Annotated in this window: 13 protein-coding genes and 1 pseudogene; 10 read left to right on the forward strand and 4 right to left on the reverse strand. The window is 42.7% G+C overall.

Annotated features, from left to right (window positions below; translation table 11 throughout):
* Positions 1-18 precede the first annotated feature (18 nt).
* The 5 genes from IQ274_RS12025 to IQ274_RS12045 all read left to right on the forward strand — a co-directional run bounded on the left by IQ274_RS12025 (position 19) and on the right by IQ274_RS12045 (position 3617).
* The gene (locus IQ274_RS12025; RefSeq protein WP_163928417.1) at positions 19-423 is read left to right on the forward strand and encodes a VOC family protein; all 405 of its coding nucleotides are present in this window, start codon (positions 19-21) and stop codon (positions 421-423) included.
* Between the two features lie 217 nt (positions 424-640).
* Complete coding sequence (locus tag IQ274_RS12030) at positions 641-1606, forward strand: alkaline phosphatase PhoX (RefSeq protein WP_194142391.1); 966 nt, start codon at positions 641-643, stop codon at positions 1604-1606.
* Between the two features lie 219 nt (positions 1607-1825).
* Positions 1826-2317, forward strand: coding sequence for a GNAT family N-acetyltransferase (locus tag IQ274_RS12035; protein ID WP_194142428.1), 492 nt, complete (start codon positions 1826-1828; stop codon positions 2315-2317).
* Between the two features lie 79 nt (positions 2318-2396).
* A complete protein-coding gene (locus IQ274_RS12040) occupies positions 2397-3074 on the forward strand; it encodes a ComF family protein (protein WP_194142392.1) in 678 nt (225 codons plus the stop codon).
* An 87-nt stretch (positions 3075-3161) separates the two neighbouring features.
* Entirely contained in the window at positions 3162-3617 is a 456-nt protein-coding gene (locus tag IQ274_RS12045; protein ID WP_194142393.1) for a PPC domain-containing protein, read from the forward strand.
* A gap of 101 nt (positions 3618-3718) precedes the next feature.
* Here the strand turns inward: IQ274_RS12045 and cobS are convergent, their stop codons facing one another.
* A complete protein-coding gene (gene cobS, locus IQ274_RS12050; protein ID WP_194142394.1) occupies positions 3719-4492 on the reverse strand; it encodes an adenosylcobinamide-GDP ribazoletransferase in 774 nt (257 codons plus the stop codon).
* A gap of 377 nt (positions 4493-4869) precedes the next feature.
* Here cobS and IQ274_RS12055 point away from each other — a divergent pair, with 377 nt between their 5' ends.
* The 5 genes from IQ274_RS12055 (at position 4870) to psbM (ending at position 7800) form a co-directional block, all read left to right on the forward strand.
* Positions 4870-5322, forward strand: a complete 453-nt coding sequence (locus tag IQ274_RS12055; protein ID WP_012407086.1) for a hypothetical protein — start codon at positions 4870-4872, stop codon at positions 5320-5322.
* A 395-nt stretch (positions 5323-5717) separates the two neighbouring features.
* Entirely contained in the window at positions 5718-6857 is a 1140-nt protein-coding gene (gene tgt / locus IQ274_RS12060; protein WP_193949684.1) for a tRNA guanosine(34) transglycosylase Tgt, read from the forward strand.
* 89 nt (positions 6858-6946) lie between these two features.
* Positions 6947-7084 carry a photosystem II reaction center protein K gene (locus tag IQ274_RS12065; protein ID WP_006195022.1) on the forward strand — a complete coding sequence of 46 codons (138 nt, stop codon included), beginning with the start codon at positions 6947-6949 and terminating at the stop codon, positions 7082-7084.
* A 185-nt stretch (positions 7085-7269) separates the two neighbouring features.
* The gene (locus IQ274_RS12070) at positions 7270-7566 is read left to right on the forward strand and encodes a 2Fe-2S iron-sulfur cluster-binding protein (RefSeq protein ID WP_114083568.1); all 297 of its coding nucleotides are present in this window, start codon (positions 7270-7272) and stop codon (positions 7564-7566) included.
* A gap of 117 nt (positions 7567-7683) precedes the next feature.
* Positions 7684-7800: a photosystem II reaction center protein PsbM gene (gene psbM / locus IQ274_RS12075; RefSeq protein WP_012407089.1), complete on the forward strand. Its 117-nt coding sequence runs from the start codon at positions 7684-7686 to the stop codon at positions 7798-7800.
* 222 nt (positions 7801-8022) lie between these two features.
* Here psbM and IQ274_RS12080 read toward each other — a convergent pair whose 3' ends face one another.
* The 3 genes and pseudogenes from IQ274_RS12080 to IQ274_RS12090 form a co-directional block, all read right to left on the reverse strand.
* A complete protein-coding gene (locus tag IQ274_RS12080; protein ID WP_163928412.1) occupies positions 8023-8874 on the reverse strand; it encodes a universal stress protein in 852 nt (283 codons plus the stop codon).
* Between the two features lie 536 nt (positions 8875-9410).
* Positions 9411-10978 (reverse strand): annotated as a pseudogene (locus IQ274_RS12085) (alkaline phosphatase D family protein).
* A gap of 292 nt (positions 10979-11270) precedes the next feature.
* Positions 11271-12536, reverse strand: coding sequence for a glutamate-5-semialdehyde dehydrogenase (locus tag IQ274_RS12090; RefSeq protein ID WP_163928410.1), 1266 nt, complete (start codon positions 12534-12536; stop codon positions 11271-11273).
* Positions 12537-12540 lie beyond the last annotated feature (4 nt).

A 12540-nucleotide genomic window follows, 5' to 3' on the forward strand; every position in this document is an offset into this window, starting at 1 on the left:
TAGACTAAGGCAACAGATATGAAGCTTCAGCTAACACACCTGAGACTACTTGTCTCCAACTACAAAGATTCTTTTCTGTTCTACCGGGATCTGCTGAAATTTGATGTAGATTGGGGCGATGAAGATAGCGGATATGCTGAGTTTAATACCGGATATCTGAAGATGGGTTTGTTCAAAAAAGAATTAATGGCCGAAGTTGTCCCAAGAATCGAACAGCCTTCTTATGTTGTCAATCGAGATAAAGTTGTCTTAATTTTCGCAGTTGATAACGTGGATGAGGTCTATGAGTTAGTAAAGCATCAGAATGCGATCGTTGTGACAGAACCGCAAGATCGTCCAGACTGGGGAATTCGCACCGCTCATTTTCGCGATCCTGATGGCAATCTCATCGAAATTTATAGCAATCTAGGAATTGTCAGTTAAAAATTGGCTGTCAAAAACTATCCCATATCTAAACTACAAATTTAGTTTTAACAGTAAACGTATTGCACTGTAACTAGGGGACATATTCTCAATCCGTCCCCTACAAGTTTTAGGTATTTCTAACCTTTCAAATTTCTTGATCGTTAAAGTTAGAATAATATTTAATTACAGTTCTAATCATGCTAGCTTCGACTATTCAGGTTCACTGTCTATATAGATGCTGGCTTTTTTTAGGACTCTACTGATCCAAGAGTTCAGTTCTCTTGGTGGAACCATTCGTAACTGTGCAGGTGGTCTAACTCCTTGGGATTCATGGATTAGCTGCGAAGAAAATGTAACCATACCGACTGCGACGAATGGAGTCACTAAGCCACACGGTTATAACTTTGAGGTTCCAGCTAAAGGCACCTCTCCTGTTGAACCAGTACCTCTAGTTGAAATGGGATGGTTTAATCATGAGGCTGTAGCTGTAGATCCTAAAACTGGAATTGTTTATCAGACTGAAGATAGTGGAAGTAGCCTCTTCTATCGTTTTATCCCGAAACAGTATGGCAATTTAAAGGCAGGAGGCACTCTCCAAGCTTTGAGGATTAAGGATAAACCAGAGGTTAACACCACTACTGGTTTCGTAGTTGGACAGAAATGGGATGTAGATTGGGTAACTATTCCTGAGCCAAACCCTACTACTGTAGATAATGTCAGAGTCCAAGGTCGTAGCTTAGGTGCAGCCCGGTTTAACCGTGGGGAAGGCATTTGGTACGATGACAACAAGGGCAAGAAAGACAAAAACAGCAAGGATGACAGGAAGAGCAAAGGTGAATTTTACTTCACTGCTACAAGTGGCGGCCCTGTAGGGGGTGGTCAGGTATGGCGCTACATTCCGGGTCAAGAGACAATTGAACTGTTTGTCGAGTCTCAATCTAAAGATGAACTTGATATGCCCGATAACCTAGTCGTTGCACCTTTTGGCGATCTTATCCTCTGTGAGGACGGAAGCGGTGACAATTTCTTGATAGGTATTACTCCCAGTGGTGAAATCTACAAATTTGCACGTAACGCCCTCCAAACTGGTGAGTTTGCTGGAGCCTGCTTCTCACCCGATGGTGATACTTTGTTCGTTAACATTCAAAGCCCTGGTATTACTTTAGCTATCTGGGGCCCTTGGACAGGTTATAGAGACTGATATCAAGTCGTAAAATCAATGTCAGCGCTCGCTACTATATCGCTGAATTATCCTTGGTAAAAAGACAAGGGGAGGGGAAGATAATTCCCCTCTCCTTGTTCCTTTATTGACATCTTGAGAGTACCGCCTGAAAATGACCATGCAAGAATTGCTATTTGCTGGGTAAATTGGGATATAGAACCAGAAAATTTTCTGTGTAAACTTGACCAGCAAATGGTAATGAAAAACTATTATCAAGATTTTATAATTCGTGATTGGGTCGCAAGCGATCGCACCAGAGCCGCCGAAGTCATTAGTTATGTATTATCAGAATACGGTCTGGGTTGGGAACCCAACGGCGCTGACCGAGATGTATTGCGAGTAGAGGAATATTATTTAGCTACTGGGGGGGAGTTTTGGGTAATTGAACACCAAAGCCAGTTAGTAGGAACTGGGGCATACTACCCCATACACCGAGGTGAAAAAGCTGTAGAAATCCGCAAAATGTATCTTTTGCCCAGCATTAGGGGTTTGGGATTAGGGAAATATTTGTTACAACAGCTAGAAGCAGCGATCGCAGAGCGTGGTTTTGGGCAAATTTGGATTGAAACCGCCAGTGTTTTGGTGGAAGCAGTCAAGCTGTATGAAAGCAACGGCTACACTCCATCAACGGGAGTAGAAACAACACGCTGCGATCGCGTGTATTTTAAGTCATTAGTCATTGGTTATTAGTCATTGGTCATTGGTCATTAGCTAAGAACAAAGGACAAGTGACAAAGGACAAGTGACTAATGCCAAAGGACAATTCTAAATGCACGCTTGGATTAAAAATCTCACAGGCTTACTTAATCTTTTTCTCCAATCCCATTGTCCACTATGCCAACGCGCAACTTCCCAAGAATTTTGTCACAACTGCACCAGACAACTTCAAAAATGTCAACGTAAAGACCCAATGTCTCTATGGAAAGGGCCAATACCAGTGTTTGGCTGGGGGGAGTATGGTGGCCCAGTGAAACGAGCGATCGCTGTGATGAAATACGAAAATCAACCCCAAATAGCTCGCTCTTTGGGTCAATGGTTAGGAGAAGCATGGTTGTTAAATTCACCTAAGCGAGATAGCCAGCCTGTGGTGGTTCCCATTCCACTGCACCCTAGCAAACAAAAGCAACGTAAATACAATCAAGCTGCACTAATAGCACAAAGCTTCTGTGAAATAACTGGATTAAAATTGAAACTAAACGGTTTAGCCAGAGTCCGAGAAACTGAAGCGCAATTTGGTTTATCGGTATCTAAGCGAGAAAAAAACTTGGCTCAAGCTTTTGCTGTCGGACAAGAATTTCGCGATCGCCCCCCAAATGTTCCTGTGCTGTTAGTGGACGACATTTATACTACTGGTGCTACTGCCAGGTCTGCTGTGCAAACTCTTCGTCAGTATGGAATAGTGGTCTTAGGATTAGTAGCAGTAGCCACTGCCGTTAAAGACGGATAAATCCCAAATTAATGAGCTAAATTGAACAGATAAGCGCATAAATCGACCGAATTACTCTATTTTTGTGGAAAAAATTGCTTGAAATGTATGAATAAAGTTTTTGCGGCGGGTTTAAAACAACTCATAATTATTCCTGCCACATTGCTGGCAATAGGTGTAAGTACAAGCGCAGCTTTTGCTCAAAATAAGTTGTATAGTCCAATTCCTTTATCTAACAGTACTGAACTTTCCGATAGCCTCTCAGATAAAGACATTCCCACAGGTCAAGGTGGGTTTGCTCGTGATTATACTGTGAAGTTACAAAAGGGCGATAATTTAGCAGTTGACCTGTCATCTGAAAATTTTGACAGCATTATCACACTGCTAGCACCTGATGGATCGACTCTGGCAGAAAATGATGATGGCCCCGATGGTAGTAGCAATTCCCTACTATTTACCCGCATCGTAGAGACAGGGAATTATGTGATTCGTGTCCGGTCTTTTGGGGAAACAGGGGTTGGGACTTTTAAACTCAAGGTGACAAAGCTGCAACCGATTAAATGAAGTAGTCATTGGTCATTTGTCATTGGGGATGGGGCATTGGGCATGAAGCATTGATCAATAATTAATAGTTATTCTTCCCCTACTCCCCACTCCCCCATTGATTAAAAAACGGTCAATACGCACAGAAATAAGGCTTCAGTCCACTCGACGACTGCGCCGTAGGTGTCTCCGGTGTGTCCGCCTAATTTGTGGTTGAACCATGCACCAGTTAAAGTGGCGATCGCACTTCCAGCAATTATCATTGTCAGTGCCAGAAATAATTGCTGTTTATCTATCAGCACAAGTAAACCACTCAAACCCAAGAGCAAAAACAATCCTGGTAACAAATCTTTGTAAGAACGAATGGCTTGTTTGTGAAATGCACCTTTGCCAGTTGGTTTTAAATAAGGATATCGTGCGATCGCTACCTGTTGTCCCCAGCGTCCCCAACCACAAGCCGCCATCAGTAACAAACAACGGTTTTCTGGCATATCTGTTAAGGCTGTTATTTTGAGTAGCACCAAGGCGATCGCAGTCATTGCTCCAAATGCACCTGTAGCACTATCTGCCATCACCTCCAGCCGCCGGTTTGGGTCGCCTACTGCTAAACCATCGGCAGTATCCATTGCCCCATCTAAGTGCAGTCCTCCAGTTATGGCAATCCAAATACTTACTACCAAAGCACTACGAGTTAACATTGGCATCCCAAGATAATCCATCCCCGTATCCAGTAACCCTAAAATTCCCCCAATTATTAACCCTACGAGCGAAGCAAGACGTGCCACTCCCTGAAAATCTAATCCGTTCAAATACGGCAATGGAATACTTGTGTAAAATATAATACTAGCTGCCAGCTTTAACAGCAGCTTTTTCCACCACTGTTGCTGTTTCGTCATCGTAGTTACATTAATATTTGGCTAATTGCTGGATAATCATCATAATTTGACTACAATTGAACATCAGTACACTTTAAAGCTTTAGATAAGATTTACTTCTGTTAGAGATTATCACTGAAAATTTTGTTATGCTGGTCTAAGTAGTAAATAAAAAATTTTGAGTAGTTTTTATACAAAAATAAAATGATTCAGGAAATTAAAATTCCATCAGGAATCAAAATTTGTGTTTTGTATTCGTTAACTCAAAACTTACTTCAAATTGTTAGACGATTGCCCCACAAAATTGATATTTTTTTAAATGTAGGGAGTAAACAAGCTATTCAATTTTGACAGTTTAGCTCTGTTATCGCTCTCCTTAGCTCAATCGCTATTTTCCTATGAGTCACCATCTACCCGACACCAGGATACCAGCTCCGTGCATTATTAACACGGGCATCATTGTGAATAAGCTCGACATCCGGCGATTGCTGGCAGATTTAGGTCGAGTCCACTACATCTACACCCAAGAAGATAAGGTACTGAGCGAGGGTGAAGGGGATGTGATGGAAGTTTTTGCTAATCCACAAAGGTCTACCTTAGTGGCTAATCATGCGCTATATTTGAATGTTTGTAGTTTTGATTACTTGGAACTCAAACAGTCATCGCAACAAGAAACTTACTTCGATTTGATGCAAGAAGGAGTGTGTCTGCGGTTGATTCCCCGCTCAACCCCCATACAAGAGCGACGAGAGCGAACCTTCAATGTCAGCGCCATAGAAGCGATGATGGAGCAAGTTCTCTCAGCCAGATGGGATGCAGAAATTGACGATGACTGTTCTGATTCTTTTTAAAATAGCGACTACTATACCAATTTGATAAAAGAAAGGCAGGAGGCAGGAGGCAGGAGGCAGGAGGCAGGAGGCAGGAGGCAGGAGGCAGAGGGCAGAAGGAAGAAAAAGGTACAAACCTTGCACGCCACTTGCTCATCTTGACTACGAGCCAAGACCGCAGTGGCTCCCCTTGTGGGCAAAAAAATTAAAAACATTCTTTGTGAGATGCGTCGCACGATAAAAGATGTGTCCTTGTTCAAACCTCTTCCCTTTATGGGAGAGGTTTCCCTCCTGCCTCCTGCCTTCTGCCTTGCCGCCTTTAGCGGCATTGATGTAGGGGTAATTCATGAATTGCCCCTACATCGTATAGTTTTGCTTAAGTCCTAATAGGCGCATCTTCAAAAATCTAAAATGGCATGAGTGCGAATTTTTCCTTTGAATGTCTTGCTTGCTGTAGTCAGACAAAAGCTAGAGCTGGAGTGTTTTTCACTCCTCACGGGGTTGTAGAAACCCCCAGATTTATGCCAGTGGGTACGCTGGCAAATGTCAAAACTATCACCCCAGCCCAGTTACGAGATACTGGGGCGCAAATGATTTTATCCAATACTTATCATCTTCACCTACAACCAGGTGAAGCGATCGTGGCTGGGGGTGGAGGATTACACAAGTTTATGGGTTGGAACGGCCCAATGCTCACAGATTCTGGTGGGTTTCAGGTGTTCAGTTTAAGTGAGATGCGAAAAATTACTGAAGAAGGTGTAACTTTCCGCTCACCACATGATGGACGAATTATTAACTTGACACCAGAACGCTCTATTGAAATTCAAAATACTTTAGGGGCAGATGTGATCATGGCCTTTGATGAGTGTCCGCCTTACCCAGCGACTCGCCAAGAGGTGGAAACTGCTACTGAACGGACTTATCGCTGGTTAGAACGCTGTATAACGGCTCATCAACGTAGTGAGCAGGCTTTGTTTGGGATTGTGCAAGGGGGCGTGTATTTGGATTTGCGTTGCCGTGCGGCTGAAGCTTTGGCTAAGTTAGATTTGCCTGGATATGCCATTGGTGGCGTGAGTGTGGGAGAACCGCCAGAATTGATGGCTCAGATTGTAAAAGTGACAGCACCGCTTTTACCTCCCGAAAAGCCGCGTTATTTGATGGGCGTGGGTACTTATCGGGAAATGGCGATCGCGATCGCATCTGGGATAGATTTATTTGATTGCGTAATTCCCACTCGCTGGGCAAGACATGGAACGGCAATAGTCCAGGGCGGACGCTGGAATTTAAAAAATGCTAAGTTTCGTGAAGATTTTACGCCATTAGATGAAACTTGTCCCTGCTACACTTGTCAAAATTTTAGCCGTGCTTATGTATCTCATCTGGTGCGATCGCAAGAAATTTTAGCTTATACGTTGTTGAGCATTCACAACATTACCGAGCTAATTCGCTTTACCCAAAAGATTAGAGAAGCAATATTGAGCGATCGCTTCACCACAGAATTTGGCCACTGGCTCAACGAAGAAAGTGGAGATGAAGAGTGGAGAATCGAAGAATAGGGTATTAATAACAAATGACCAATGACCAAACCATGTTAAGATATTTCTCAATTATGAAAGCTGTGTTGGATAGGTGGATTTAAACAAACATGGAAGCAGCACTTTTATTAGCAAAACTGCCTGAAGCTTACCAAATCTTCGATCCTTTGGTAGACGTTCTCCCAGTCATCCCTGTATTCTTCTTGTTGCTTGCTTTCGTTTGGCAAGCAGCCGTGGGATTTAGGTAAGTTAATCTATTTTTCAATTTATAGGACAGGTAATATACCTGTTCTATTTTTTTGTGGAACTATGTTTTCTAAAGTTAACATTTATTAATATTTTGTAATGTTTTAATATAATAAATAAGATGTGAATCAAGCCATGTCAATATGAAGCCTTGAAAGCCAAGCTTAGAGTCAAGGAGGAATCAGTTATGGGTAATATCAAATTCGTTAAAGAGAATAAAGAAGTAGTGGCGGCAGATGGTGCCAATCTCCGACTCAAAGCCATGCAAAATGACATTGATATATATACATTCATTGGCAAGATGACCAATTGTGGCGGTAATGGTCAATGTGGTACTTGCATTGTTGAAATAGTCGAAGGACTAGAAAATCTTTCCCCGCGCACAGAAGTAGAAAACCGGAAATTCAAGAAAAAGCCAGAAAATTACCGCCTTGCCTGTCAAACTTTAGTGAATGGCTCAGTCAGCGTAGTTACGAAGCCTTAAGTTTTTTGGGATCATCCGTGGTTAGCATTTGAGAAAGTAAAAAATTTGGGCTAACTCTGTCATTGATAATGGTATCCTAATGTTGTTGACTGGAAATTTAAGAGAGGCTTTCTTGCCATGCAAGTTAATGACCTGGGGTTCGTAGCGAGCATTTTGTTCGTATTAGTTCCCACTGTATTTTTACTCATTCTGTACATCCAAACTGCTAGCCGCCAAGGTGGAAAAGATAGTTAAGAATTTGTGTATAAAATAAATAACCCCTGCACTAGTAATGTGGGGGTTTTTATTTATCAACCGCTAACTGGTAGCATTTCTGTAGGGGCAATTCATGGATTGCCCCTACAGTCACATAAGCGCAGCTTCAAACAAAAATAGTATGAGTACAGAGTATTAGAAAGAAAATCTTGCTTCTCTAGTATCTTATTACAACAAATCTAATACTCAGCATTGCTTAGTTTAAGCGATCGTCCGCGCCAATAATACCGGACAAGTGGCATTGACTCGAACATAATCAGACAAGGAAGATCCGATGAGTCGATCTATATCAACAAAACTCTTAGCGATGGATGGACGACGATCTGGAGAACCGAGCAATAATAAGTCTATATTCAATTCTTCTGCTAACCGACAAATTTCTTCACCAGGTTTCCCACTGCTGATATAAGCACGAGATTGGATACCTTGTTTTTGAGCTTCTGCAACTGCGGCTGCTAAAACTGGATTTTTATCTGAGTTAACCTCGGTTATTTCCGATTTTTTACCACCTAAATCTGTACTAATATTTGCCAAAATTAACTGGCCTCCCTGAATATCTCGCAGTAAAAACAGTGCCAATTTCAAGCAGTTTTTTGCAGAATCAGAGTTGTCTATTGCCACCATAATGCGCTTAATTTTTTTCACATAAATGTCATCTTTTACCAGCAACATGGGGCGAGAAGATAGCTGGAAAACATACTGACTAACTGAGTTCGATAAAATAGATTGTAGTCGCTTCAGTCCGCGTGAACCCATAACAATCAAGTCAGCGTCGATTTCATCAGCTACTTGGCAAACTACATCTTTGGGGTCGCCTTCGCGCAAAATTGAAGAAACCTGGCTAGGATCTAAGTTCAAAGTTTGAATGGCATTAGCCAGAATTTTACCACCATTTTCCCATTTAGTTGTCATGGTAGCAGCAGTATTTTGTGCCTGAACAACATGCAAAATTGTAACTTTCGCAGATTCAATTGAAGGGATTTCTCTCAGGGTTTTGAGCATTTCTTCTGCGTGTCCCAATCCCGATACAGTCAGCAAAATTTTTCTTATCATCTTACGTAGTTGTTGTTAAGTTTACTTTTGTTTTCGCTGTTGTTAGTATTTGGCTTAGGTTGGATTTTCACCACCTCGCTTGATAACCTAGTTAGTAAGTTGACACAATAAACTTTGTTTTTTAGTATTTAATACTTAAAAAAATGGCAAAGTACAAAATACTCAACAAATATTTAAGTTTGTTTGCACCTAGTTATTTAAATTGTCAACTAGACTTCAATTGTTAAGCATACTCTCTATTTAGCCTGATGAACTTAATAAAATATGATGTTAGTTATCATTGTTAATCTATATTCACTTTTTTTAATTAGAAGTTAGTTAAGTATTGCAAAGAAATTCTCAAATAACTTTTAATGAAAATTGATTCGCTGTAACGCTTAATAAGCGATCGCTTCTGGCTTGAATAATCTAAAGTCATATTTCATACTACAAAGACCTCTCCCTAGTTTTACTATGCAAAATCTTCCCTCTCCGAGTCGGAGAGGGAGAGACTTGAACTTGAGTTAAAGTCAAGGAGAGGTTGATCGAAACTCACGTTAACTCAGTTGCGCTCCTGGTTGTCCGTTTTGGACTGTAAACGAAGCTAGAGTTTTGACAGAGGCATTCAAGTCAACGATGCTTGATACAACGCGGTAGTCACTTTGCCAGCGTTGTGGGGTAAGGTTGCAACGGACATATCCCCGAAAAGCACCATCAAAAAACTTGGTATGGGGATTGTTACTTAGTGAAGCTTGAACTGGAGCGATAAATGCTGTGGGAAAGTCAGAGGTAATTGAGGTTCCTACGAACTCAGTACCTACGGTGGCTGAATTGGGGTTATTAAAATCAAGCTTTAGATCGTGTACCCAACTAGAATGGATGTCTCCGGTAATCACCACTGGATTGAAGGCTTGCGCTGGTTTAGAAAACTCAAGAGCCGATTACGTGCAGCTACGTAGCCGTCCCACTGATCCACATTGAAGACACCTACGCCTGGATTACCATTGAAATTGTACTCGGCTAGCATGGTCTGTTGAGCAATCACATTCCAGCGCGATCGCGACTGATCTAATCCTTTTCGTAGCCACTGCTCTTGTTCTGAGCCGGTCATGGTAGCATTTGAATCAAAAGCATCTGGGCAGCGAGGCTTAAGTCCATCATTACAAGGTTGGTTAGTGCGGTACTGTCTGGTATCTAACACATTGAACTCAGCTAAATTACCGAAAGTCAACCGCCGATAAAGCAGCATATCTGGGCCTTTAGGCAGCGAAGACTGACGTAGAGGCATGTGTTCGTAGTAAGCCTGGTAAGCATTAGCTCGGCGTTTTCTAAAAGCCTCTTTAGTTTGGTTGTCTTCGGGGATTAAGTTGGCATAATTATTATCAACTTCATGATCGTCCCAAGTAACAATCCAGGGAAAAGCAGCATGAGCAGCTTGGAGACTCTGGTCTGTTCTGTACAGGGCGTAGCGATCGCGGTAGTCTGCAAGAGTGATGATTTCTGGACTGTTATGCTGGCGTGGACCACCAGATTGTGGCCCATATTCGTAAATGTAATCACCTAGATGAACTACAAGGTCGAGGTTTTCTTCAGCCAAATGGCGATAAGCCGTGTAGTAGCCATTTTGCCAGTCTTGACAGGAGACAAAAGCAAAGTTTAGTTGTTGGGTATAGCTATAAAATGCTGGTGCTGTGCGAGTCCGTCCAATGGGGCTAACTTCCCTACCCGCTTCAAATTGATACCAGTACCAACGGTCAGGATCTAGCCCACGCACATCAACGTGGACTGAGTGCGCTAACTCTGGTGTTGCCAGCACTGTTCCTCGCCGCACAACCCGTTTCATATTTTCATCAAGGGCAACTTGCCACCGCACTGGCACATTTACCACTGGCATTCCACCTCCAGAAAGTGGATTTGGAGCCAGCCTCGTCCAAATAACAACACCATCCGGCAAAGGATCGCCAGAGGCAACACCAAGACTGAACGGATAACCAGAAAACCTTGAGCTAGCCAATACCGGATGCCACTGGCTAGCAATTGTTAACCCAGTTAAGAATCCTGCACCCAACAAAAAACTCCGCCGTCTGCACCGATTTGCTAGCAGTCCGCCATCCATAAGTTCCATATTCACCTCTACCCAGATGTAAATACAGTTGGCAAACTTTAGGAGAGTCAGTTGTGAAAAGCACAGGTAATGGCTTGATTCAACTTGTCTCCTAATTGCTGCTCAACCAAACACAAGGAACCTAGCAAACTCGGATCAAGCAGAAATTAAGATTTTGTTAAGTTTAAGATTGGATTGGGACATTGGGAATTTAGACCCCAACTAAAACAGATTACAAATTACGAATTACGTTAGCGTTCGCGTAGCGTCTCGTAGAGAAGCGGGGCGTAGCCCATTACGAATTACGAATTATTTAAAACCTGCCATTTCCCTGAACAATGTGCTTAACGGTGGTCAAAGTTTCTAGGCTGATAAATCCTCGACGATGACCTTTTTGGTTAGACATACCGAGAAACACTGAATCTCCTCGCGAAGGGTTGCGGGAAAAACGCGGGGAAGTATTGATGTAGGTAGAGGCACTGTTAACTCCCAAGGCAAACTGCCGACTTTCTTGGTAGGATTCAGTCACGATGGAGTCAGCATGACCACTGCTGTGTTCATTAATCCAAGCGATCGCACCCTCTAAGCTATCTACAAGTTTAAAAGCTACTGTTTTTGTTAAATAAGGATTTCCCCATTCGCCCTCCTTCACCAGCTGCAACTGGGGAAAGGCTTGTACTAGTTCTGCATCCCCTTTAATTTCAAAGCCTTTTTCCATCAAGCTGTTCCACAGAACTGCTAAGGATGATGGTAAGGCTTGGCGGTGAATGAGTACCTTTTCAATGGCATTAACTTGATCGGGTTCACTTTGATGGCTATCAAGAATCATCCAGCGCACCATTTCTAAGCTGGAATTTAGCGACCAGTAGAGATAACAGTTACCCATCGCGGACTTTAAGACTGGGCAAGTTGACTGTCGTACTACCTGCTGTACCAAGCTAGAACGTCCGTAGGGAATAACTAGATTCACGTACTGGTCTTGGGTGACTAAATCCCGAATTGAAGCACCATGTTCGGCTGTGATCAGCTCTACACAGCCGGGAGCTAGACCAACTTCTGCGATCGCATTTTGCAGTGCCTCAGCTATGGCGGCGTTGGAATGGCTAGCTTCCGTACTGCCTTTGAGAATTATACTATTGCCAGTTTTAATACAAAAACCTGCTGCGATCGCTCCTAAATCGGGAAAGGCTTCATAAATAAATCCAATCACTCCCAAAGGCATTAACTGGGTGTAACTCTGGGAATCTTCCAGTTGATAATCAGCCGTTCTGACGCGCCGTAGCGGATCTGATAATTCCCCTAACCGTTGTAAAACATCTACTGTCATCTCTAGCCTTGTGGGAGTCAGCTTCAGCCAGTCCAATATCAACTCTGGCACTGCCATTTCTCGACTGGCTTCTAAATCCAGCGTGTTGGCTTCTAGAATGTCGTCAAATGAGCGCTCAAGAGCTTGCGCCATCGCCAATACTGCACGACTTCGGTCTGCTCCCTTTGTGATCCCCAACTTTAGGGAAGCTTGATAGGCTCGTTGGGCACTAGTAATCGGTTCGGGGTGGTCATCTAAAACTTCAACAGTCATTGAG

The sequence above is a fragment of the Nostoc sp. LEGE 12447 genome, from assembly GCF_015206985.1.
GTDB lineage: Bacteria > Cyanobacteriota > Cyanobacteriia > Cyanobacteriales > Nostocaceae > Nostoc.